Genomic DNA, 23,956 nt, shown 5'->3' on the forward strand with positions numbered 1-23,956 from the left:
CACACCGACACCGTCCGGCCGGATTTCCGCTTGCCCGCGGGTGCGACGATCGAGTCATGGCACTTCCCCGGACCGCCCTGCCCGCGGGGTACCGCTGGCGCACGCTGACCCCCGACGACCAGCGGCTCGTGACCGAGCTGGACACCTGGGCCTTCCCGACGGGCCACGCCCACGACGACATCGACGCGACGCCGTCCCCGCTGACCTGGGAGCGGGCCGTCGCGATCGAGGCGGAGGGAAGCGACGGCCTCGTCGCGATGCACGCGTCGTACCCGTTCGCGCAGTTCCCCGTGCCCGGTGCGGAGCTGCCCACGGCAGGCCTCACCTGGGTGGGCGTGCATCCGCAGCACCGGCGCCGTGGCCTGCTGACCGCGATGATCGACCTGCACCTGGCACGCTGCGCCGAACGCGGCGAGGCGGTCAGTGCCCTGTTCGCCGCCGAGGCCCCGATCTACGGCCGGTTCGGCTACGGCCACGCGGCCGACGACCTTCGCCTCGACATCCCGCGCGGGGCCGCCCTGCGTGACGTGCCCGGCGCGGAGCGGCACACGGTCCGGGTCGAGGTGGCGGCCCGCGAGCGGCACGGTGCGCTCGTCGACCGTCTGCACCGCGCGGCGGGCGCCGCACCCGCGGGCGAACCAGGGCTCAACCGGCCCGGCTGGGTCACGCGCGAGACCGAGGAGCTGCAGGCCGTCCTCTGGGACGACGCCCCCGTGCACCGCGGTGGCCGGGAGTCCCGTCGCATCATGGTCGTCGAGCTCGACGGCGAGCCGCGCGGCTACGTGACGTTCCGCCGCACCCTCACCTGGGAGCCCACCGGCCCGCGCGGTCAGGTCAGCACCGGCGAGGTGGTGGCCCTCGACGCCGCGGCGGCCCGTGCCCTGTGGGGTGCTCTGCTCGACCTCGACCTGACGAACGAGGTGAGCCCGTTCGTGCTGCCGGTCGACGACGTGGTGACACAGCTCCTGGTCAACCTGCGGGCGGCTGCTCCGCGCACGCCGGACAACCTGTGGGTCCGGCTGGTCGACGTCCCGGCAGCCCTGGCGGGACGTCGGTACGCCGCCGACGTCGACGTCACGCTCGCCGTCACCGACGCCCGCCTGCCCGCGAACGCCGGGGTGTACCGGCTGCGGGCGGAGGCGTTCGGCCCGGCGTCGGTGGAGCGCGTGGACCCGGAGTTCGAGGCGCCCGAGCTGTCGCTGGACGTGCGGGAGCTCGGTGCCGCCTACCTGGGCGGCACGTCGCTCGCGACGCTGGCCGCTGCCGGGCTGGTCACCGTGCACCCGCGCCCCGGGCAGGGGCCGGGCGTGCTGGCGCGGGCGAGCGCGGCCTTCGGCTGGCCGGTCGCCCCGGGTTCGTCGTGGGTGTTCTGATGCCTGCGTTCTCGGTCAGGTCTGACAGGTGCCGCACCAGAACAGGTTGCGCCCCGCCAGCTCCTTGACCAGCACCGGCGACCCGCAGACCCGGCAGGGCAGGCCGTCGCGGTGGTAGACGTAGAACGCCTGGTCGGAGGGGACCGCGCCGGGTGCCCCGTCGGTGTTCTGGCGGGTCCGGGCGGGTCGTCCGCCGTCGGAGGGTTCCGGGAGCCCCCGGTCCTCCGGCCGTGTGGTGACGATGGCGCCGTGGTCGGCGCCGTCACGCATGAGCACCACCAGGTCGTCCCAGATGGCCCGGACCGACGTCGCGGGGACGTCGCGGCCGGGGCGCAGCGGGTCGACACCGGCGCGGAACAGCGCCTCGGCACGGTAGATGTTGCCCACGCCGGCGACCACCGCCTGGTCCATGAGCTGCTGGCCGATCGTCACCCGGGACCGGCCCACGGCGGCGACGAAGGCCTCGGCGTCGCCGTCGTCCCGGATCGGGTCCGGGCCCAGCCGTGCCTCGACCGCCCGCTTCTCCTCGGCCGTGATCACCTCGCACGCCGTCGGTCCCGTGAGATCGGCGACGGCGTGCGCGCCGAGCAGGCGCACGCGCACCTGCCCCCGCGGCTCGGGCACCGCCCAGGTGTCCGACGCGTGGAGCGCCCCGGCGGCCTGCGGGTCCGAGCTGCCCGGGGCCGGGAGCGAGTCCCGTTCGCCGATGCGGCGCCGGGGAGCGCCGATCGCGTGCGCCACCTCCGGCGCGTCCGGGGCACCGGCGAACGTCCACGCGCCGTACAGCCCGAGATGCGTGCGCAGCCACACCGTCTCGGGCTCCGGGGCCATCCCGGTGACCTGAGCGTCCGGCGCGTCGGCGGGCACGAAGCCCAGGAAGAGCTGCTTGCCCCAGGCCTCGCTCGCCACCAGGCGGCGGCCGTCGAGCACGGCGGCGCCGTCGGCGAACCGGCCCTGCGGGCTGCTCACGTGCAGGACCTGCCCGGCGAACAGCGACGTGAACGTCCGCGCGAGGCGGTGGACGGTGTGTCCCTCAGGCACGCTTGCTCTCGTAGTCGGCGAGCTGGTCGATGCGGCGCTGGTGCCGCGCGTCGCCGCTGAACGGCTCGGCCACGAAGGCCTCGACGAACGACGTCGCCTCCTCCACGGTGTGCATGCGGCCGCCCACGGCGATCACGTTCGCGTCGTTGTGCTGCCGGCCCAGCTTCGCGGTCTCCAGCGACCAGGCGAGCACCGCCCGGACACCGGTGACCTTGTTGGCCGCGATCTGCTCCCCGTTGCCCGAACCGCCGATCACGATGCCGAGCGAACCCGGCTCGGCGACGACGGCCTCACCGGCCGAGATGCAGAAGGAGGGGTAGTCGTCCTGGGGGTCGAGCTCGTGTGCCCCGTGGTCGACCACCTCGTGGCCGGCGGTGGTGAGGTGCTGCACCAGGTGCTGCTTGAGGTCGTACCCGGCGTGGTCGGCGGCGATGTGCAGGCGCATGCGCCTATCTTCCCCCATCCCGGGCGTGGGTGTTGCGTACGCTGGCGCAATGACCACCGACGCCACGGGCCTCACGTCGGGCATCGACCTCGACGCGCTCGACCCCGACACCCGACCGCAGGACGACCTGTACCGCCACGTCAACGGGCGGTGGATCGACTCGCACGAGATCCCCGCCGACCGCGCCATGGACGGCGCGTTCCGGGCCCTCTACGACCAGGCGGAGGTGCACGTCCGGGAGATCATCCAGGACGCTCCCGCCGGTTCCCTGATCGGGGACCTGTACGCGAGCTTCATGGACACCGGCCGCATCGCCGAGCTCGGCACCACGCCGCTGGACGAGGACCTCGCCCTGATCCGGGCGGCGCGTGACACCGCCGCCCTGACCACGGCGCTCGGCACGCTCCAGCGCACGGGTGGCACGGCGGGCGTGCGCTTCTGGGTCGACAACGACGCCACCGACCCCGAGAAGTACGTCGTCTACCTGCGGCAGTCCGGCCTCGGCCTGCCCGACGAGGCGTACTACCGCGAGGAGCAGTACGCCCCGATCCGCGCGAAGTACCTGCCGCACGTGGCCCGGATGCTCCGGTTCGGCGGCGTCGAGCAGACGTGGGGCATCACGCCCGACGACGCCGCGGCGCGGGTCGTCGACCTGGAGAAGCGGCTCGCCGCGCACCACTGGGACGTGGTGCGCGACCGCGACGCGACCCTCACCTACAACCCGACGACGCTCGCCGACCTCGCCGCCTCGGCCCCCGGTTTCGACTGGGCGGCCTGGGCCGACGCGATGGGCGTCCCGGCGGGCGCGTTCGACCACCTCGTGGTGCGGGAGCCGAGCTACGCGACCGGGTTCGCCGCCCTGTGGCAGGAGATGTCGACGCTCGACTGGCAGCTCTGGATGACGTACCACGTGATCAGCGCCCGCGCCCCGTACCTCACCGACGAGATCGTCGAGGCCAACTTCGACTTCTACGGCCGCACGCTCACGGGCGCGCAGGAGGTGCGCGAGCGCTGGAAGCGTGGCGTGGCCCTCGTGGAGGGTGCGCTCGGCGAGGTCGTGGGCGAGGAGTACGTGGCGCGGCACTTCCCGCCGTCGCACAAGGCGCGGATGGACCGCCTGGTGGAGGCCCTGGTGGCCGCCTACCGCGAGTCCATCGAGGGCCTCGACTGGATGACCGACGAGACCAAGGCGAAGGCCCTGGCCAAGCTGGAGAAGTTCACGCCCAAGGTGGGCTACCCCGTGAAGTGGCGCGACTACTCGGGCCTCGAGGTGGACGCGGCCGACCTCGTGGGCAACGTGCGCCGGTCCAACGCGTTCGACCAGGACTACGAGCTCGCCAAGATCGGCCGGCCGCTGGACCGTGACGAGTGGTTCATGACGCCGCAGACGGTCAATGCCTACTACAACCCGGGCATGAACGAGATCGTGTTCCCGGCGGCGATCCTGCAGCCGCCGTTCTTCGACCCCGACGCCGACGACGCGGTGAACTTCGGCGGCATCGGCGGTGTCATCGGGCACGAGATCGGCCACGGGTTCGACGACCAGGGCTCCAAGTACGACGGCGACGGCCGCCTGGAGGACTGGTGGACCGACACCGACCGCACCGAGTTCGAGAAGCGCACGAGCGCGCTCATCGCCCAGTACGACCAGTTCCGGCCCGCCCAGCTCGCGGCGTCCGCCGCCGGGCAGGACGACGCGGAGGGCGCGGCCGACGCGCACGTCAACGGCAGCCTGACGATCGGTGAGAACATCGGCGACCTCGGCGGGCTCTCGATCGCGATCAAGGCCTACCGGATCGCACTCGGCAAGCCGCTGGACGAGGCCCCGGTCGTGGACGGGCTGTCCGCCCTGGAGCGGATCTTCCTCGGCTGGGCGCAGGTCTGGCAGTCCAAGGGCCGCGACGAGGAGGTGCTCCGCCGCCTCGCGACGGACCCGCACTCCCCCAACGAGTTCCGCTGCAACGGCGTGGTGCGCAACGTCGACGAGTTCTACGCGACGTACGACGTGACCCCGGGCGACGCCCTCTACCTGGCTCCGGAGGACCGCGTCCGGATCTGGTGACCGACGCCGCAGGAACGCGGTCGGCCGAGTGAGCGGGTGCCCCGCGCAGGTGGGTTGCTCCGAGTAGACATTGTCTACCTGGAGCAACCCACCTGCGCGAGACCACCTTCCCGGAGGGGCGCTCGCTCACCGAGCAGAAGGTCCGTCGCGGCCGTGCGCCGGGTCAGGCGTCCGCGGCCTGGGCCGTCAGCGCGCGTTCCGTGCCCGCCAGGGCCTCCACGACCAGGCGGCGCAGCGCCGGGGCGGCGTCCGCGTTGGTCTCGAGCCAGGCCGCCGTCGCGTCGCGGAGCTCCGCCGACGCCAGCGGCGCCGGGTAGAAGCCCTCGATGATCTCCTCGGCGATGTGGTAGCTGCGCTCCTCCCACACCTTCAGCACGGCGTCCAGGTACGGCCGCACGACGTCGGCCAGCGTGGCCGGGTCGTTGACGTGCACGAAGCCGAGCCCGGTGTTCCGGATGATGGCGTTCGGCACGTCGGCGGCGTCCACCACCGAGGACAGCGCGGCCAGCTTGCCCTCGACCGTCGGCTTGGCCGCGCGCGTGCGGGCGGCCGCCTGGCGGCCCGTCGCGGTGTTGTCGGCCGCGAGCATGTCGTCGATCTCCTGGTCGCCCGCGGCTCCGTTGAGCACCAGGCCCTCCAGGAGCTCCCAGCGCAGGTCGGTGTCGAGGGTCAGGCCGTCGAGCGTCACGGAGCCGTCCAGCAGCCCGGACAGCGTGGCCACGTGCGCCGGGGTCGAGGCCACGTGCGCGAAGAACTTCACGAGCTGGAACTGGGTGTCCGAGCCGGCCGCGGCGTCGCCCACCAGGGACCAGAGCGTGTCGCCCACCACGGCGAGGGTGGCCGAACGCGCCGACGGCGCCACGTACTGCTTGGCCGCCAGCACCATCTGGTTGAGCGTGGTGCGCAGCGTGGTCGACTCGGTCTCGCGGGCGATGCCCCCGAGCACGAGGCGCACGTACCGGGAGGCCGGGACCTCGCCGTCGCGCACCGCGTCCCAGACCGAGCCCCACACCAGGGAGCGCGCCAGCGGGTCGGCGATGTCGGCCAGGTGGTCCAGCGCGACACCCAGCGAGTCGGCGTCGAGGCGGATCTTCGCGTACGCGAGGTCCTCGTCGTTGAGCAGCACCAGCGCCGGGCGGTCGAGCTCGACGAGCTCCTTCACGTCCGTGCGCGGCCCGTCGACGTCGACCTCGACGAAGCGCGTGCGCACCAGCTCGCCGGCGTCGGACAGGCTGTAGAAGCCGATGCCGAGACGGTGCGGGCGGAGGGTGGGCCACTCGGCGGGCGCCGTCTGCTCCACGACGAACGACATGATGCGGCCGTGGCTGTCCGTCTCGATGACCGGGCGCAGCGTGTTGACGCCGGCCGTCTCGAGCCAGAGCTTGGACCAGGCCTTGAGGTCACGACCGCTGGTGGCCTCGAGCTCGGTGAGCAGGTCGGGCAGCTCGGTGTTGCCCCACGCGTGCTTGCCGAAGTAGGCGGACACGCCCGCGATGAACGCGTCCCGGCCAACCCAGGCCACGAGCTGCTTGAGCACCGAGGCGCCCTTGGCGTAGGTGATGCCGTCGAAGTTGACCTGGACGTCCTCCAGGTCCTTGATCTCGGCGACGATCGGGTGCGTGGAGGGGAGCTGGTCCTGCTTGTACGCCCACGACTTCTCCATCGCGGAGAACGTGGTCCAGGCCGCCTCGAACTCCGTGGCCTCGGCGGTGGCGAGCGTGGAGGCGTACTCGGCGAACGACTCGTTCAGCCAGAGGTCGTTCCACCACTTCATGGTGACCAGGTCGCCGAACCACATGTGCGCCAGCTCGTGCAGGATCGTCACCACGCGGCGCTCGCGCACGGCGTCGGTCACCTTCGAGCGGAACACGTACGACTCCGTGAACGTGACGCAGCCCGCGTTCTCCATGGCGCCCATGTTGTACTCGGGCACGAAGAGCTGGTCGTACTTGGTGAACGGGTACGGCACGCCGAACGTGGACTCGTAGAACTCGAAGCCCTGGCGCGTCTTCTCGAAGATGTACTCGGCGTCGAAGTGCTCCGACAGCGACTTGCGGCAGAACGCGCCCAGCGGGATCTCACGGCCGTCCGACGACGTCAGCGACGAGCGGACCACTGCGTACGGGCCCGCCACGAGCGCCGTGATGTAGGTGGAGATGCGGCCGGTGGGCTCGAACGTCCAGGTGGCGACGTCGCTGTCGGGGCCCGCAGCGACCGGCTCCGGCGTCGGCTCGTTGCTCACGACCTCCCACGCGGCGGGCGCGGTCACGGTGAACTGGAACGTGGCCTTGAGGTCGGGCTGCTCGAAGCAGGCGAACACGCGGCGCGCGTCGGGCACCTCGAACTGGGTGTAGAGGTACACCTCGCCGTCCACGGGGTCCACGAAGCGGTGCAGGCCCTCGCCCGTGTTGGTGTAGCCGCAGTCGGCCACCACCACGAGCTCGTTGTCGGCCGCCAGCCCGTCCAGCGCGATGCGGGAGTCCGCGAACACGACCGCCGGGTCCAGCTCGCGGCCGTTCAGCACCACGGACCGCACCGCCGGCGCGACCAGGTCGACGAAGGTGGACGCACCCTCGGTCGCGGTGAAGCGCACAGTCGTGGCGGACGCGAAGGTCTCGGGACCGGTGGTCAGGTCCAGCGCGATCTCGTACGACTCGACCGCTACGACGCCGGCGCGCTCGACCGCCTCGGCGCGGGTCAGGTTCTCTCCGGGCACAGGCCCTCCACGTCTGTCTTCTCGTGGGCGCCGGTCGGCGCCCCGCGCGTCCGAAAGACGCGCCTTTTCGGTTGGTGTGTCGTCCGGTCTGTGAACTACCTGCGACGACCCGTCGATCATGCCACGCAGGAGTAACAGCGAGTAACGCGTTTGTGTACGATCGACCGCGGTCGCCCAGACCGACCGATTTGACCTGAGGGAGTTACCCGATGTCCGGCACCGTGCCGCCGCCGCCCCCGCCGCCCGGCGAGGGTCCCGACGAGGAGCCGGGTGCGCCGTCCCACCAGGAGCACCCGCCCACCGCGCCCACCCCTGCCCAGCAGGGGCCGGTCCAGCGCGTCTCCGCGTCGAACCGCATGCCGCCGGCCATCTCGCCCGCGAACCAGTTCTCCCAGGCCGTGACCCCGGCCCCCGCCGCCCCGGGCGCCCCCGTGGTCCAGTCCGTGCACAACGGCGGGGCGGACGCCGGGATGACGCAGCAGTACTACCCCGCCCAGGCCCAGCAGCAGTACCCGCAGGCCTACGCGCAGCAGCCCCAGGCCTACGCCCAGCAGGCGTCGCAGGGGTACGCCCAGCAGCAGTACGCGCAGCAGGCCCCGCAGGGCGGCCAGTACCCGCCGCAGGGCTACCCGCCGCCGCAGGGCTACGACCAGTACGGTCAGCCGGTGTATGCGCACCAGGGCGGCTACGCGCCCGCCCCGGAGCAGCAGAAGGAGCGCCGTCGGCTCAGCCCGGGCTGGATCGCGTTCATCGCCCTGGACGTGGTGCTCGTGGTCGCCGCGATCGTCTTCGCCGTCAGCCTGTTCAGCTCGTCCGACGAGGACCCGTCCGGCGGGGCGTCCACCGCCGCGGAGCAGTCGGCCGAGCCGTCCGCCGACGGCGGCCTGGAGACCGGCGGCGGTGCCGGCGTCGAGACGTTCGCCGCGCCGTCGCTCAACATCATGTGCACGATCTCCGCGGACGCCGCCACGTGCGGCATCGCGCAGCTCGACCAGAAGCCTGCTCCCGACGCCTCGTGCGGCGGCGCGTCCGGCTACGTGGCGAAGGTCGACCCGAGCGGCAACGTGACCCAGCCGTGCGTGGGCAAGAAGGACCAGCCCAAGGAGGCGCCGGGCAACACGGCGATCCTCAAGTACGGACAGTCCAAGAAGGCGCACGGTTTCACGTGCAGCAGCGCCGAGACGGGCATGACCTGCGTCTCGGACTCGACCCAGACGGGCTTCACGATCGCCCGGGCAGGCATCGGCCAGGCCTGACCCACCCCGCCCAGCCGTTGAGTGCTGGATGTTCGCCCTCCCGGCACACGGGGGAGGGCGAACATCCAGCACTCAGCTACTCCTCGTTGAGGACCGAGACCAGGGAGCGCAGGCGCGCGTTGCTGAACAGGTCCTCCAGCAGCACGACGGCGCCCGCCGAGTCCGCCAGCGGAACCTTCCAGTTCGGGTACTCCGTGTCCGTGCCCGGCTGGTTCTGGGCGCGACGCTCCCCCACGGCGTCCGTGAGGTAGACACCGACCAGCGCGGACGGCGTGTCGCGCAGGTAGCGGTGCAGGCCCTCGACGAGCTCCCGCTCGGAGGGGTCGAACGTCGTCAGCCCGCGCCGGGACAGCGCCTCGACCAGGGACTCGCGCTCGGCGCGCGCCCGCCCCCGCAGCACCGTCGCCTCCTCGGTGAGCAGGCCGAGCCGCTCGCGCAGGTCCACGTGCTCGCCCGCGAGGTACCCCGCGGTGGGCGGCAGGTCGTGGGTCGTCACGGTGGCCAGCGCGGCGCTGCGGTAGTCCTCCGGCGCGAGCGGCGCCCCGGCGGCGTCCCGCTCGAACAGCAGCACCGACGTGCCCAGGATGCCGCGCTCGGCGAGGTAGTCGCGGATCCACGGCTCGAACGTGCCGAGGTCCTCCCCGACGATCGCCACCCCGGCGCGGTGCGCCTCCAGGCAGAGGATGCCGACCAGCGCCTCGTGGTCGTAGGTCACGTACGTCCCCGCCGAGGCGCGCGCCCCGCCCGGGATCCACCACAGCCGGAACAGGCCGAGCACGTGGTCGATGCGCAGCGCGCCGCAGTGCCGCAGCGCGGTGCGCAGCAGGTCGCGGTAGGGCGCGTAGCCGGCCCTCGCGAGCGCCCGCGGGTGCCACGGCCGCGGGGACCAGTTCTGGCCCTGCTGGTTGTACATGTCCGGCGGGGCGCCCACGGACACGCCCCGGGCCAGGACGGCGGCGTCGGCCCAGGCGTCGGCGCCGTCCGGCGAGGACCCGACGGCGAGGTCCTTGAGCACGCCCAGCCGCATCCCGGCGTCGGTGCCGGCGCGGTGCGCGGCGCGGAGCTGCTCGTCCGCGACCCACTGCAGCCAGCAGTAGAACTGCACGCGGTCGGACCGGGCGTTGCGCAGCGTGGTGACGCCCGGCGCGCCGGGGTCGGCGAGCTCCGGCGGCCAGTCCCGGCCGTCCAGGTGCTCCGTGATGGCGCACCAGGTCGCGAAGTCGATGAGCCCCTTGCCCTGGGCCAGCACGTACTCGTCGAACGCCGTCTGCCGGGCCGCGGAGCGGGGGGCCGTGTACACGACCTCCAGGGCGGCCTTCTTGGCCTCCCAGACGGCGTCCCGGTCGATGGGGCCGGCGTCCTCGGACAGCTCGCGCACGGGCTCGGCGGCCCATTCGACGAGCGAGCGGTCCGCGGCCGAGAGGTACGCCGTCTCGCGAATGTCCTCGACGCGGATGTACAGCGGCGACATGAACCGGCGCGAGGTCGGCAGGTACGGGCTCGGGGTGATCGGTGTGACGGGCTCGGTGGCGTGCAGCGGGTTGACGCCCACGAAGTCGGCGCCGCCGTTGTGCGCCGTCTGCCACGCGAGGTCGCCCAGGTCGGCGAGGTCGCCCATGCCCCAGGAGTCCCGGGAACGCACCGAGTAGAGCTGGACCATGAAGCCCCAGGCCTGCTTGCGGGCGACCTTCTTGCGCAGCTCCAGGCGCTGCGGCGTCACGACGAGCTGGGCCTGCGCCGTCTGCCCGCCGGACTCGGCGTGCAGGGTGTGCCAGCCGAGCGGCAGGTCGCCGGGGACCACGAACGTCGCCCGGCCCACCTTGCGGCTGTCGACCGTGCGCGGCTCCGTGTAGACGTCCGCCTGGCGCAGCGGGATCTTCGCGCCCTTGACGGTCGCGAAGGAGCCGGTCGCCGTGCCCTGCTGCGGGGCTGCCACCCGCCAGGGCGTGGCGCTGGCGGGCATGACCGGCGTCTCCGACAGCTCCAGCTCGACCCATACGGTCGCCTCGGCGCCGTCGGGCACGTGCACCGGTACCGTCACCTCGGTGCCCTCACGCAGCACGACGGCCGGGGGCAGCATGCTGCGCCACTCGTCGTCGCGGCTGCGCTCCAGGCTCGCGACGACGGCGGCGGGCGTCGACGCGGGGACGTCGAGCGCCTCCAGCACGGCGACGATCGTCGAGGCGCTGACCTGCTGGACGCGCCCGTCATGGTCCGTGTACTCGCACTGGACGCCGTGTGCGGCCGCCAGCTCGGCGAGCTCCGGCGGCACGGTGGAGCCCTCCGGGGCGGGCTCGTTCATCGGTTCGTCGGTCACAAGGAAAGATCCTGCCATCAACCGGCGCCCACCGGGCGTAACGCGGGCGTGTCCGGCGAATTGACAGGTCGATCCTCAGCTCACCCCGGGGGTGTCTCCCGTGACGTTCCCGTCGAGGGACACGGGAGCGGAGCGGGCCACGATCCCCGCGTTCAGCAGCTCCGCGTGAGCCGCCACACGCAGCGACCGGGCGACGGCCCACTGCTGCGCGGGGCGCACCTGGGCGTGCAGCGTGAAGGTCAGCCCCGCCCCGTCGACGGCGTCGACACCGCGCACCGACGGGGTCTCCAGGAGGCTGTCGGCCAGCTCGGGGTCTTCCTTCACCCGGTCGGCGGCCCGGCCCAGCGCGGCACGGACGGCGTCGACGTCGGTGCCGAGCGGCACCTGCACCTCGGCCACGGCCCGGCTCCACTCCTGGGTGCGGTTGCCCGCGCGCAGGATCTCGCCGTTGCGGACGTACCAGAGCGTGCCGTCGAAGGCGCGCACCTGGGTGAGGCGCAGGCCCATGGCCTCGACGGTGCCGATGACACCGGCGCCGAGGTCGACGTTGTCGCCCACGCCGAACTGGTCCTCGATGAGCAGGAAGACACCGGAGATGAAGTCCTTGACGAGGCTCTGGGCGCCGAAGCCGATCGCGACGCCGGCCACGCCGGCCGATGCCAGCAGCGGGGCGATATTGAACTCGAGCACCTGAAGAACCGTCAGGACCATGATCGTGCCGATCACGATGTTGACGGACGAGTTCAGCACCGAACCCACGGTCCGGGCACGCTGGGCGCGGCGCTCGGCGGCGCGCGGGTTGGCCGCGACGAGGACGTCGGCCAGGGCTTGCGGCGACATCAGGTTGTTCTTCCGGCGCCGCTTCGCCGCACCCGCGCTCCCGGTGAGCGGCACACCGCCGGTCGTCGTACCCACCGGGTCGGCCTTGGTCTCGATCACCGTGCGCGGCTTCTGGCCCGTGGCGATCCGCTCGGACAGAGCCGTCACCACACGCCGCAGCACACCAATCGCGATCAGGCCGATCACGACGATCAGGATGATCTTCAGAGGCTTGTCGCGGAACCAGGACCAGAAGTCCTCGGCACCGTCGAAGAGGGAGGCAGCAAGAGACTCGAACACGGCCCCCAACCTACTCGGATCAGCACCTCACGCAGGACGCGTCCTGCGAGGTACGAGCGACTCCCGCGCGACCTTCACAGGCCGTTCGCCTCGCGGTCGCGGCCCTCAGACGCGGAGCGTGTCGAGCTCCGCCGCGAGGTTGTCCGCCTCCGGACCGACGATCACCTGCACCACCCGGCCGGACCGGACCACGCCGAAGGCGCCGGACGACTTCAACCCCGGCTCGTCCACGAGGGCGGGATCGCTCACCTCTACCCGGAGCCTGGTGATGCAGGGCTCCAGCTCGACGACGTTCGCGGTCCCCCCGAGGGCCGCGAGGATCTGGTCAGCCTTGGACATGTCTCAACTCCCACCGTGCGTCGCTGCAGGTCTGTGACCAGCCTATCGGGGCAGGCAAGCCTTACGCCCCCGCTGGTGTCGAGTTGCTCACACGAGACCCCGTTTCACGGGGCCGTCATGGACCTGTCACCGGCGGGTGGCAGGATGACGGACGTGACAGAGGAATCCTTCTACGACGCGGTCGGTGGCCATGACACGTTCGTGCGCCTGGTCGACGCGTTCTACGACGGCGTCGCGGACGACCCGGTGCTGCGCCCCATGTACCCCGAGGAGGACCTGGGCCCGGCCAGGGAGCGGCTCACGCTGTTCCTGGAGCAGTACTGGGGCGGTCCCACCACGTACTCCCAGCAGCGCGGGCACCCGCGGCTGCGGATGCGGCACGCGCCGTTCAAGGTGAACCCGGACGCGCGCGACCGCTGGCTCGCCCACATGCGCGCGGCCGTGGACACGCTGGACCTCGCGCCGATCCACGAGTCCCAGCTCTGGGACTACCTGGAGCGCGCCGCGTTCAGCATGATCAACACGTTCGAAGACTGAGCAGTCAGACCACAGCACTGAAGGAGACGCCCTCCGTGGACGCCACCCCCGACCCGACCAGCGGCGGCCCCTCGCCGGACCGTGAGCCCGACGCGCTCGACCGCCTGCTCCAGGTGCTGGAGCTGCGCCACCTCGAGGGCTGGGGCCCTCGCGGCGAGGAGGACGTGCTGCGGGGCACCAGCGTGCCCGGCCCGGCCAACCGCGCGTACGGCGGACAGGTGCTCGCGCAGGCCATCCTGGCGGCGGACCGCACGGTGCCCGAGGGCCGGCTGATCCACTCGCTGCACGGCTACTTCCTGCGCGAGGGCCGCGTCGAGGAGCCGATCGACTTCGCGGTGGAGCGGCTGCGTGACGGCCGCTCGTTCAGCGCGCGGCGCACGCACGCCATCCAGTTCGGCAAGCCGATCCTGTCGATGATCGCCTCCTTCCAGGAGGACCAGCCCGGCTACGAGCACGCCATGCCGATGCCGCGCGACGTGCCCCCGCCCGAGGAGGTCGGCTCGGCGTTCGACGAGCTCGCCGTGCTGCCCCCGGGCGCCGACGTCCGGGCCCAGTTCTGGGCGGACTCGGCCTTCGAGCTGCGGCACGTGGGCGGCTCGCTGTACCTGCACCCGGACGTCGCGGTAGCCGAGGGCGGGCGGCCGCCCGCCACCCAGATGGTCTGGATGCGCACGCGCCGGCCGCTGGGCATCAAGGAGCAGTCCATGCACCGCGCCCTGCTGGCGTTCGCGTGCGACCAGCTCATGCTCGAACCGGCGTTGCGCGCCGCCGGGAAGTCCTGGCAGGAGGTCGGCGCCTCGGTGCCCATGGCCAGCCTCGACCACGGCATGTGGTGGCACCGCGACGTCCAGGTGGACGAGTGGATGCTGTTCGTGCAGGCTTCCCCCACCGCCCAGGGCGGCCGCGCCCTGGGCACCGCCGCGGTCTACACGCAGGACGGCGCCCTGGTCGCCACCGCGGGCCAGGAGGGCATGATCCGCCTGCCGGCCTGAGACCTGCCCCCGGCGGGTCCCGCCGATCCCGGACAGCCCCCGGCCGGTCTCAGGCGCCGAGCTCGGCCAGGCGGTCCCGGGCTGCCTGGATCGCCTGCCGCACGGTGGCGACCTCCTCGGGGGACGCGGCGACGTCGACCCGGAGCTCCAGGGCGCGGACGAACAGGGCCAGTGCCTCGCCGAGGTAGGGGCGGGCCTGCTCCACGTGCACCTCCAGCGCCTGCTCGTACCGGCAGCGACCCCAGTGGTACAGGGTGCGGCACTCGAGGCGGCGCGCGTGCTCGACGCTCGCTGCGTGCTCCCCGTGGTAGCGCGTGGCCTCCAGGGCCAGGCCGAACAGCAGGTCCGCCTCCGAGAACCGGTGGCGCCACTGCAGCACGTGGGCCAGCCGCAGCAGGGGCGCCACGGCGCCCAGCGGCACCTCGTGGGCGGGTGCGTGCGCGGCGGCCGCGTCGCCGGCGGGGCCGCCGGCCAGGCCGACGGCGAGCCAGCCCAGGCGTTCCGCCTCGGCGAGCTGGGCGTCCGGGTCGTCGGCCTCGGGGGCGAGCACCCGCAGCAGCGGCACCCGGACGGCGAGCACCGTGGGCTCGTCGCTCGCCGCCCCGGCCGCGAGGTCGGCGAGGTACGCCCGGGCGGCCGGGACGTCGTCGAGCACCTCGTGCAGCGTGACCGGGTCGACGTAGTGCGGGGGCAGTTCCACCATTCCTCCGTGTCCGAACCAAGGCGGATGAAACTACCAATTCGGACACCCTGAGGACCACTCGGCCGTATGCCGGACGCCGTAGGTCACCCGGGTGACCTACGGCGCGCGACACGGTCAGCCGCGGTGGCGGAACGTGATCGGGTCCTCCTCGAACTCCTTCCACGCCAGGCGCTCCGCCTCCGTCAGCCGCCGCGGGTGGTTGGTGGCGGCGTCGACGAAGACGAGCGTGGTGGTGGCGCGGGCGTACGGTGCCCCGCCCGAGGTGGGGCCGGTCCGGGTCATGCTCGCCGCGCCGTCGTGCACCTCGTAGCAGACCTCGGCGCTGGCCCCGCCGATGCGGCCGAGCCACATCTCGACGCGGACCGGCGTACGGGTGAACAGCAGCGGGCGCAGGTACTCGATGCGCTGGCCGGCCACCAGGGTGTGGGAGTCCGCGCCGGGCCCGGTGGGCACCACCGCCGTCGGCCAGGCCTCGCCCTCCGGCGCCTCGGGGTGCTGCCAGAAGGCGGTGATCCGGGCGTCCTCCAGCAGGCGGAACATGGCGACGTTGTTGACGTGCGCGTAGGCGTCCAGGTCGGACCAGCGCAGCGTGACGGGGACGTGCAGGCGTGTCATGCCCCCATCTTCCCCCGCCTGCGGACGGCCCGGTTCAGCTCGCCGCGAGCGTCGCCGCGGTACGGCACCGCGCGAGCCGGTCCAGCTCCTCGCCCACCGGCGTCCGCACCAGACGGTCCGCCACGCCGCCCACCGACTGCCGCAGGCGCCCACGGGCCACCATCGCCCGCCGCCGCGCGCCCAGGGCCGCGAACAGCCGGCAGACCAGGGCCAGCAGCACACCCAGCGCCAGCCCGCCGAGCACCATGAGGGTGGGCCACGGGATCCGGAACGGGTCGACGTCGAGACCCTCGCCGGGCTCGGGCGCCCCGGGGAAGACCACGCCGCCGTCGCCCGACCAGGTGGGCAGCGTGAACACGGGCGTCGGCGGCGCCGGGAGCTGCAGGTAGGAGAACCCGAACAGCACCAGCAGCCACAGCAGGCCCGCGGCCAGCACGGTCAGCAGCGCCCACTGCAGCACGTTGACCACCGACCACCACAGCGGGCGCCGCGACACCTCGACGCGCGTGGCGGCCACCGCCTGGTCGAGCGCGTCGGGCAGCTGGTCGATGCCCGCCTGCCCGCGCGACCGTGCGGCCAGGACCCACGGGTCCGCGGCGCCGCGAGTCACCTCCTCGACGTAGCGCCGCACCGCCGACGCCGCGGCCGAGCGCACCGCCGGCTGTGCGGTCGGCAGCGACGTGCGCACGAGGTCCTCCCGGCCCGACGGCGCCCGGTGCTCCCGGTCGGCCGACCGCAGCCCGAGCCGCCGCAGCGGGTCCTTCCGCAGCCGGCCGATCCAGCGGGTCAGCGGCCAGCCGGTCGCGGCACGCGCGTCCCGGCTCGCGGACACCCGGACGGCGTCGACCACCGTCGGCACCCCGGCCGCCGCCTCCAGGGCCGCGACGAGGTCGCCCCGGGCCTGGCTGCCCTGCCGCGACGGCGGGGGCGTACCGCACTCGCCGACGATCCGGCGGGCCACTGCCCGCTCGTCCGCCGCCAGCCGGGCCGTCGCGGCCTCGCGCCGCGCCGCGGCCTTGGCGAGCAGGCCGCGCAGGTCGTCCATGCCCTGCCCGGTCCGGGCGGACACCGCGAGCACCCGGGCCCCGTCCAGGCCGTCCTGGGACACGAGCCGCTTCAGGTCGGCGACCATCGCCGACGTCTCCTGCGGGGTCAGCCGGTCGGCCTGGTTGAGCGCCACGACCACCACCTCCGCCCGACCCGCGAGCGGGCGCAGGAAGCCGTCGTGCAGGGCCGCGTCCGCGTACTTCTGCGGGTCGACGACCCAGACGAGCAGGTCGGCGCGCGCCACCAGCCGCTCGGCGCGCACACGGTGCTCGGTCACCACCGAGTCGTGGTCGGGCAGGTCCAGCAGCACCAGGCCGGTCGCCCCGCCGCCCTCGGCCGGGCCCATCTGGTGCCGGCGGCCGACCTCCAGCCAGTCCAGGAGCGGGTCGGCGCCCTCGCCCCAGACCGCGGCCATGGCGTGCGACGTGGTCGGACGGCGCACGCCGGGCTGGGCGACGTCCACTCCCGCCACGGCGTTCAGCACCGACGACTTGCCCGAGCCCGTCGCCCCCGCCAGGGCCACCACGGTGTGCTCCGCGGACAGCCCACCCCGCTCCCGGGCGCGGGTCACGACGGCGCGCGCCTCGTCGAGCAGCGCGCCGTCGATGCGCCCGTCCGCGGCGTCGACCGCGTCGTCGAGGGCGGCCGTACGCCCCGCGAGGTCGAGCCGGCTCACCGGTCGCCCTCCCCGAACAGCCGCCGCCAGAAGCCCTTCCGGGAGGGTTCCCCGGGCGCGTCGGAGCGGCCCGGTGCGAGCCCGTCGCCTGCCGGACGCGCGTCGACGCCGCGCAGGCCACGGCTCTCGGCGAGGTCCGGCACCGACGGGGCCCCGGACCCGGCGTCCAGCGCCCGGGCACGCCGTTCCGCGGCCGCCGCCGCGGCCACGGCCTCCGCCGCCGAGCGCAGTCCGGCACCGGTCGACTCCGCCGAACCCAGCGCGTCGAGCTGTGCCGTGTACCGCGCGGCCTGCCCGGCCATCACGGCCTCGATGCGCTCGCGCAGCCGGTCGCGTGCCTGCACGGCCAGCCCCCGGACGGCGTCCTCGCCGAACACGGCCTCCAGCAGGCGCTGGGCGAGCACGGCGGAGCCGCCGGCGATACCGACCTCGATACCCGTGAGCCCGCCCGTGGAGGCGAACACGAAGATCATCAGTGCCACGCCGAGGCCGTTCACGCCGAACGACAGCGCGCGGGCCCGGCCCCGCTTGGACTCGCCCTGCTCGCGCACGAGCCCCAGCACGTCCCCCTGCCAGGCGCGGATCTGCTCGCCCACCTCGGCACGCAGCGCGGACGGCGTCCGGGACAGCTCCAGCCCCTCCAGCAGGGCGGCACCCGCGGCGTCGCCCCGCCACGCCTGGTAGGACCGTTCGGCGGCCTCCTCCGCGGCGTCCAGCACCACGGACTCCAGGCCGTGCGCGATCGCCTGCTCGACCTGCGGTGCCTGCTTGGGCCTGCCGCGGAAGAACCCGGCCACCGCGTCCCGGAACCGGCCGATGCCCTCCTCGACCGCGCGGAAGAACTCACCGGTGCCCACGAAGTCCTGCCAGCGTGCCAGCACCTCGCCGCGCAGCAGCGCCCCGTCCGACGTCGCCGCCGTCACCTGGGACACCGCGTCCGCGTACGCGCGGTCCACGACGTGGCGCAGCCGGGCATCGGCGGTGCGCTGCTCGTCCGCGGCGTCGGCCAGCTCTCCGACGCGCCCCACGAGGGAGTCGACCACCCCGTCGCGGGTGGCGGAGATGACGCGACGGCGTGCGTCCGCGTCCCCGCCCAGGCCGGTGAGCCAGCGGGACACCTCGCCCACGCTCTCCTCGGGCAGGAGCCCGTCGGTCAGCCCGGCCTCGGGCACCACGAACAGCGGGCTGTCGGCCAGCCCCTGCTCCGCCATCATGTCGCGCAGGTCGCCGGCCGTGGCCTCGGCGCCCGGGTCCACCCGGTCCAGCACCATCGCCACCTGGGCCTTGCGGGCCGAGGCCTGCTGCAGCAGCTCCCAGGGCACCGCGTCCGCGTACCGGGCCGACGTGGTGACGAACAGCCACAGGTCCGCCGCCCCGAGGAGCTGCGCGGCGAGCTCGCGGTTCGCCGCGTCGACGGAGTCGATGTCAGGGGCGTCCAGCAGGGCCAGGCCCTTCGGCAGCGCGTCGCTGGCCACCAGCCGGAGCGTCCGGCCGGGTTCCGGGGCGCTCCCCGTGACCCGGGCCAGACCGGGCAGCACCCGGTCGGTGGAGAACCAGCGCGCGTCCAGCGGGTGGTGCACCAGCACGGGGGCCTTCGTGGTGGGCCGCAGCACGCCGGGCTGGGTCACCTGCTCACCCAGGATCGAGTTCACGAGGGTCGACTTGCCCGCACCCGTGGAACCGCCGACCACGACCAGCAACGGAGCCTTCTGCGCGCGCAGGCGCGGCAGCAGGTAGTCGTCGAGCTGGTCCGTGGCGCGCCGCAGCTCGGTGCGGGCCGTGGCGGCGCCGGAGGTCTCCAGCGGCAGGCGCAGCGCACCGAGGCGGGCACGGAGCACCTCCAGCGCGGCCGTGAGACCGTCGCCCTCCGGCGTGGGCGGGGTCGGGCCGGGCGCGTCGGGGCGAGATGCGTCCGGACCAGATGCGTCCGGGCCGGGTGCGTCCGGACCAGACACGTCCGGTACGGGCGCGGCCAGGCCGGGCGCTTCCGGGCCCGGGGCCCGGTACCGGTCGGCCGCCCGGGTCCAGCCGGACGCCCCGGAGCCGGCTCCCGGGGCCGACGTCGGCGCCGGGTCCGGGCCAGGTCCGTGGTCCGCCCCGGACTCCTGGTCCGGGGCGCCGGGCGCAGCGGCGTCGGGCTGATCGGTCATGGCGCACAGTCTGCCGCAGAGACCCAGGTCAGGCGCGGGCGTACGACGTGGCTCAGTTGCCGAGGCGGGTGCGCAGCCACTCCAGCGCGGCGTGCGCCACCTCGCGCTGCACGGCCCGGCCGTGCGGCATGCCCGGCTCCGGCGGACGCATCGACTCCAGCACGAGCGCCCCCGCCGTCGCGGTCACGGCGCAGGTCAGGGCCTCGGGATCGACGTCGGCCAGCGGGTGCCGGTCCAGGACCACCTCCGGCGGCGGGGCGCCGTCGACCCGCAGGTACGGCAGCAGGAGCACGACGTCGAGGAACGGCGCACCGTGGGACGGCGTGAACCAGTCGACGGCGTGGGCGCTGGTGGCGTCCCAGCCGTGGTCGGTGACCATGATCGACTCGCGGCGCAGCGCGCCGTGCACCAGGTTCTTGCCCGACATCGCCTCGCCGGCGTAGCGGGCGATGTCGGCGAGGTGCTCGACCTTGTCGGCCAGCCAGGGGGTGAAGGCGGCCAGCCCGGCGGGCCGCGTGTCGGCGAGGGTGGCCCACGCGTCGACGTCGATCACGTCGAGCGCGTCGGGCAGTCCCGGCGGCGCCTCCGTCGTGCCGATCTGGATCGCGAGCTCGACGGCGGCGGCGAGGTCGGCCTCGTCCCACGGGTCGTGCGGCGGGCGGACGGGCTCGTTCCGGTAGCCGACCACGACCCAGCGGCCCGCCCCGGGAAGCACCTCGTCGACGAACCACTCGCGCGCCAGGGTCGGCAGGTCGTCCGGCAGCATGGCCAGCGACGCGGCCTCGGCGGCCAGGCGGTCCTGCGTCAGCGGGGCCTCCGGGCCGACGGCCCGGACGATCGACCGGCCGGTGGCCGTCTGCAGCACCTCGAGCTCGCCGGACGCCTCGGTGCCGGTCAGCGGGGCTGAACCGATCACCCGTCCGCCCATGGTCTCGCTCACGCGGGAACGGACAGATGGGGGAAGATCGGACCAGGCCGGTCGCCGGACTGCGCTCATGGCCGGAGTGTGCCCAACTCGGCTTTCACCCGCAAACCACAAACCGCATGCGAGACGCCGTCGTGGCCCGGGCGGCGGCTCAGAACCCGAGCCGGGTCTGCAGCCAGGCCACGGCGGCCAGGGCGAGCAGGTGCTCGGCGGAGCGCAGCTGCGGCCGGTCCGGGGGCGGCGGTTCCATCGACGACCGCACGTAGTGCCCGGCCAGCACGGCGATCCAGCAGGTCACGGCGTCCGGGTCGATACCGGGCGGCAGCCCGTACCGGCGCAGGGTGGCCTCGGGCGGCGGCCCACCGCCCACCCGGACGTGCAGGAGCATCGAGACCAGGTCGAGGAACGGGGCGCCCGCGCCGCCGCGGACCCAGTCGGTGATCAGGGGAGCCTCGTCCCGCGCCATCGGCAGCAGCACGTTCTGCACCCGCAGGTTGCCGTGCTGCAGGCTCGTGCCGGCGATCGCTTCCGGGGCGTGCGAGGCGATCTCCGCGAGACCCTCGAGCCGGCCGGCCAGCCAGGGCGAGTGCCTGGCCAGCCCGGCCGGTCGCCGGTCCGCCAGTGCCTCCCACGCGCCCACCGGGAACGTCTTCTCCTCCGGCACGAACATCGGGTCGTCGGGCGCGTCGATCTCGCCGATCGAGCGCACCGCCCGGACGAGCGCCTCGACGTCCCCCTCGGGCCAGGACAGGTCGATCGGCCGCACCGTGGAGCGCATCCGGTACCCGACGGCCACCCAGACGCCCAGGCCGGGCAGCTCTTCGTCGACCGACCAGAGCAGCTCCGGCCGGTGCGCGCCCGCGGGCAGCAGCGGATTGAGGGTGATCTCCTGCCGCAGCAGGTCCAGGTGCCCGGCGTTCTCGGTGCCGAGCGCCTTGATGAACGCGTTCCCCTGACTGGTCTGCACCTGGATCTGCGCACCCGGCAGGATCCCCGATTCGCCGGGGACGCTCGCCGCGATCACGCGCGCACCGAGCAGGTGGTTGATCCGCGATCTCAACGCAGGTGGAAGGTCGTTCCAACCCGACCGTCGCATGGGGTTCACTGCGGCATCTTGTCGGAGATGTCACGATCCGGCAAGGATAATATGTCGTAATCATCCATTTTGCCGGGATGAATCTGCACGCTAGAGCGCCCGCCCCGGCACCCCTCCGACGTTGTCGGAGAGACGCCAGGACGGGCGCTCCGGTGCGGCGGTCCGGGACGGCTCAGTCGCGGGTCAGCTTGCGGTACGTGACCCGGTGCGGGCGCGCCGCGTCGGCGCCGAGGCGCTCGACCTTGTTGGCCTCGTACGCCTCGAAGTTGCCCTCGAACCAGTACCAGTTCGCCGGGTTCTCCTCGGTGCCCTCGTAGGCCAGGATGTGCGTGGCGACCCGGTCGAGGAACCACCGGTCGTGGGAGACCACGACGGCGCAGCCGGGGAACTCCAGCAGGGCGTTCTCCAGCGAGCCGAGGGTCTCGACGTCGAGGTCGTTGGTCGGCTCGTCCAGGAGCAGCAGGTTGCCGCCCTGCTTGAGCGTCAGCGCCAGGTTGAGGCGGTTGCGCTCACCACCGGACAGCACGCCCGCGGGCTTCTGCTGGTCCGGGCCCTTGAACCCGAAGGAGGCCACGTACGCCCGCGACGGGATCTCGACGTTGCCGACCTTGATGAAGTCGAGGCCGTCCGAGACGACCTCCCACAGCGTCTTCTTCGGGTCGATGCCACCACGCGACTGGTCGACGTACGAGATCGAGACGGTCTCGCCGACCTTCAGCTCGCCGCCGTCGAGCGGCTCCAGGCCGACGATCGTCTTGAACAGGGTGGTCTTACCGACACCGTTCGGGCCGATGACGCCGACGATGCCGTTGCGCGGCAGCGTGAACGACAGGCCGTCGATCAGCACGCGGTCGTCGAAGCCCTTCTTGAGGTCGGTGGCCTCCAGCACCAGCGAACCCATGCGCGGACCCGCGGGGATCTGGATCTCCTCGAAGTCGAGCTTCCTGGTGCGCTCCGCCTCGGCCGCCATCTCCTCGTACCGGGCCAGACGGGCCTTCGACTTGGTCTGCCGGCCCTTGGCGTTGGACCGCACCCAGTCCAGCTCGTCCTTGAGGCGCTTGGCGAGCTTGGCGTCCTTCTTGCCCTGGACCTCCAGGCGGGCCTGCTTCTTCTCGAGGTAGGTCGAGTAGTTGCCCTCGTACGGGTAGAGCCGGCCGCGGTCGACCTCGCAGATCCACTCCGCGACGTGGTCGAGGAAGTACCGGTCGTGCGTCACGGCGAGCACGGCGCCCGGGTAGGAGGCGAGGTGCTGCTCGAGCCAGAGCACGGACTCGGCGTCCAGGTGGTTGGTCGGCTCGTCCAGCAGCAGCAGGTCGGGCTTCTCCAGGAGCAGCTTGCACAGCGCCACGCGGCGGCGCTCACCACCGGAGAGCACCGACACGTCGGCGTCCGGCGGCGGGCAGCGCAGGGCGTCCATCGCCTGCTCGAGCTGGGAGTCGAGGTCCCACGCGTCGGCCGCGTCGATCTCCTCCTGCAGCGTGCCCATCTCGGCCAGCAGCGCGTCGAAGTCGGCATCGGGCTCGGCCATGAGCGCGGAGATCTCGTCGAACCGCTGCTTCTTGGCGAGGATGTCGCCGACCGCCTCCTGGACGTTCCCGAGGACCGTCTTCTCCTCGTTCAGCGGCGGCTCCTGCTGCAGGATGCCCACGGTGTAGCCGGGCGACAGGCGCGCCTCACCGTTGGACGGCGTGTCCAGCCCCGCCATGATCTTGAGGATCGTCGACTTACCGGCACCGTTCGGGCCGACGACGCCGATCTTCGCGCCGGGCAGGAAGTTCAGCGACACGTCATCGAGGATGACCTTGTCACCGTGCGCCTTACGCGCCTTATACATGGAGTAGATGTACTCAGCCACTGCCTGTGTTCCACCGTTCGGGTAGGTACATGAGAAACGTGCTCGGGACGGGTGCGCTCACGCGGAGCGGGTGCCGGGGCGTGCGCTCGGACATCCCAGCACCCGCCGGCCGCGGAGCACGGCTGCCCCAAGCCTACGCGTTCACCAGCTCCCGCTGCCCCTCGCCGTCGGCCCTCGCCGCGGCACCGGAGTCCGGCGCGGGCGCCTCGCCCTCTCCCGCCAGCTCCCGGGCGTCGTCGGGGACTCCGGCGCCGGCCGGCGCCGGTGCCTGGATCGCGAACGGGTCCGCCTCACCGGCGGGCACGGGGTGCACCTCGCGCGTGAACTCGACCTTGCCGCGCGTGGCGTCCAGGCCGATCGCCGACGCGACGATCACGAGCGACATGCGTTCCTGGCCCTCCGGGCCGGTCCACTCGTCGACCTCGAGCCGTCCGGTGACGACCACCGGGTCGCCCTTGTGCACCGAGCGGGCCACGCTCGCCGCGGCCGCCCGCCACGCCTTGACGGTGAACCACAGGGTCTTGCCGTCGGTCCAGTCCCCGTCCTCGTTCACGTAGCGACGGGTGCTGGCCACGCGGAACGAGGTCCACTCCCGCTCCTTGACCGGGTTCACGTGCAGCGCCGGGTTGTTGCCGACGAAGCCCGACACGGTCACCATGACGTCCTTCATGGGGCCCTCCTGGGTGTCCCGG

The 23,956-nt window shown here is 73.3% G+C and carries 19 protein-coding genes; 5 read left to right on the forward strand and 14 right to left on the reverse strand.

Annotated elements, in window-relative coordinates:
* Positions 1-56 precede the first annotated feature (56 nt).
* Complete coding sequence (locus ACO229_RS15245; RefSeq protein ID WP_423462014.1) at positions 57-1,373, forward strand: GNAT family N-acetyltransferase; 1,317 nt, start codon at positions 57-59, stop codon at positions 1,371-1,373.
* A 15-nt stretch (positions 1,374-1,388) separates the two neighbouring features.
* On the opposite strand, the gene ACO229_RS15250 is transcribed toward ACO229_RS15245, so the two are convergent.
* Together ACO229_RS15250 and ACO229_RS15255 are read right to left on the reverse strand one after the other, a co-directional pair.
* Complete coding sequence (locus ACO229_RS15250; protein ID WP_423462015.1) at positions 1,389-2,414, reverse strand: Fpg/Nei family DNA glycosylase; 1,026 nt, start codon at positions 2,412-2,414, stop codon at positions 1,389-1,391.
* Positions 2,407-2,859: a ribose-5-phosphate isomerase gene (locus ACO229_RS15255; protein WP_397409497.1), complete on the reverse strand. Its 453-nt coding sequence runs from the start codon at positions 2,857-2,859 to the stop codon at positions 2,407-2,409. The genes ACO229_RS15250 and ACO229_RS15255 overlap by 8 nt, the downstream gene beginning before the upstream one ends.
* A gap of 49 nt (positions 2,860-2,908) precedes the next feature.
* Between ACO229_RS15255 and ACO229_RS15260 the strand changes: the two genes are divergently transcribed.
* A complete protein-coding gene (locus tag ACO229_RS15260) occupies positions 2,909-4,921 on the forward strand; it encodes a M13 family metallopeptidase (protein ID WP_397429808.1) in 2,013 nt (670 codons plus the stop codon).
* 163 nt (positions 4,922-5,084) lie between these two features.
* Here the strand turns inward: ACO229_RS15260 and pepN are convergent, their stop codons facing one another.
* Positions 5,085-7,637, reverse strand: coding sequence for an aminopeptidase N (gene pepN, locus ACO229_RS15265; protein WP_423462016.1), 2,553 nt, complete (start codon positions 7,635-7,637; stop codon positions 5,085-5,087).
* Positions 7,638-7,846: 209 nt separating this feature from the next.
* Between pepN and ACO229_RS15270 the strand changes: the two genes are divergently transcribed.
* Positions 7,847-8,893 (forward strand): hypothetical protein, encoded by a 1,047-nt coding sequence (locus tag ACO229_RS15270; RefSeq protein WP_423462017.1) that lies wholly within the window; start codon positions 7,847-7,849, stop codon positions 8,891-8,893.
* Between the two features lie 76 nt (positions 8,894-8,969).
* Here the strand turns inward: ACO229_RS15270 and malQ are convergent, their stop codons facing one another.
* From malQ to ACO229_RS15285, 3 genes are all read right to left on the reverse strand, one after another.
* The gene (gene malQ, locus ACO229_RS15275; protein WP_397410655.1) at positions 8,970-11,195 is read right to left on the reverse strand and encodes a 4-alpha-glucanotransferase; all 2,226 of its coding nucleotides are present in this window, start codon (positions 11,193-11,195) and stop codon (positions 8,970-8,972) included.
* A gap of 90 nt (positions 11,196-11,285) precedes the next feature.
* On the reverse strand, positions 11,286-12,329 hold the full coding sequence (locus tag ACO229_RS15280) for a mechanosensitive ion channel family protein (protein ID WP_423462018.1): 1,044 nt from the start codon (positions 12,327-12,329) through the stop codon (positions 11,286-11,288).
* Between the two features lie 105 nt (positions 12,330-12,434).
* On the reverse strand, positions 12,435-12,668 hold the full coding sequence (locus tag ACO229_RS15285; protein ID WP_119138544.1) for a glucose PTS transporter subunit EIIB: 234 nt from the start codon (positions 12,666-12,668) through the stop codon (positions 12,435-12,437).
* A gap of 153 nt (positions 12,669-12,821) precedes the next feature.
* Between ACO229_RS15285 and ACO229_RS15290 the strand changes: the two genes are divergently transcribed.
* Both ACO229_RS15290 and ACO229_RS15295 read left to right on the forward strand, forming a co-directional pair.
* Positions 12,822-13,205, forward strand: a complete 384-nt coding sequence (locus ACO229_RS15290; protein ID WP_397409486.1) for a globin — start codon at positions 12,822-12,824, stop codon at positions 13,203-13,205.
* A 35-nt stretch (positions 13,206-13,240) separates the two neighbouring features.
* Entirely contained in the window at positions 13,241-14,197 is a 957-nt protein-coding gene (locus ACO229_RS15295; RefSeq protein WP_423462019.1) for an acyl-CoA thioesterase, read from the forward strand.
* Between the two features lie 49 nt (positions 14,198-14,246).
* Here ACO229_RS15295 and ACO229_RS15300 read toward each other — a convergent pair whose 3' ends face one another.
* From ACO229_RS15300 to ACO229_RS15335, 8 genes are all read right to left on the reverse strand, one after another.
* The gene (locus ACO229_RS15300; RefSeq protein WP_423462020.1) at positions 14,247-14,897 is read right to left on the reverse strand and encodes a hypothetical protein; all 651 of its coding nucleotides are present in this window, start codon (positions 14,895-14,897) and stop codon (positions 14,247-14,249) included.
* A gap of 117 nt (positions 14,898-15,014) precedes the next feature.
* Entirely contained in the window at positions 15,015-15,515 is a 501-nt protein-coding gene (locus ACO229_RS15305; protein WP_423462021.1) for an acyl-CoA thioesterase, read from the reverse strand.
* Between the two features lie 34 nt (positions 15,516-15,549).
* Positions 15,550-17,238: a GTPase gene (locus ACO229_RS15310; protein WP_423462022.1), complete on the reverse strand. Its 1,689-nt coding sequence runs from the start codon at positions 17,236-17,238 to the stop codon at positions 15,550-15,552.
* A complete protein-coding gene (locus tag ACO229_RS15315; protein ID WP_423462023.1) occupies positions 17,235-19,388 on the reverse strand; it encodes an ABC transporter in 2,154 nt (717 codons plus the stop codon). Before ACO229_RS15315 ends, ACO229_RS15310 begins: the two co-directional genes overlap by 4 nt.
* A 52-nt stretch (positions 19,389-19,440) precedes the next feature.
* Entirely contained in the window at positions 19,441-20,328 is an 888-nt protein-coding gene (locus tag ACO229_RS15320) for a hypothetical protein (RefSeq protein WP_423462024.1), read from the reverse strand.
* Between the two features lie 136 nt (positions 20,329-20,464).
* Positions 20,465-21,373: a phosphotransferase gene (locus ACO229_RS15325; RefSeq protein ID WP_423462025.1), complete on the reverse strand. Its 909-nt coding sequence runs from the start codon at positions 21,371-21,373 to the stop codon at positions 20,465-20,467.
* A 208-nt stretch (positions 21,374-21,581) separates the two neighbouring features.
* Positions 21,582-23,264, reverse strand: coding sequence for an energy-dependent translational throttle protein EttA (gene ettA, locus ACO229_RS15330; protein WP_397409470.1), 1,683 nt, complete (start codon positions 23,262-23,264; stop codon positions 21,582-21,584).
* Between the two features lie 133 nt (positions 23,265-23,397).
* Positions 23,398-23,934: a single-stranded DNA-binding protein gene (locus ACO229_RS15335; RefSeq protein WP_397429797.1), complete on the reverse strand. Its 537-nt coding sequence runs from the start codon at positions 23,932-23,934 to the stop codon at positions 23,398-23,400.
* Between the last annotated feature and the right edge of the window lie 22 nt (positions 23,935-23,956).

Source organism: Promicromonospora sp. MS192, from assembly GCF_049532985.1.
In the GTDB taxonomy this organism is placed as follows: Bacteria; Actinomycetota; Actinomycetes; order Actinomycetales; family Cellulomonadaceae; genus Promicromonospora.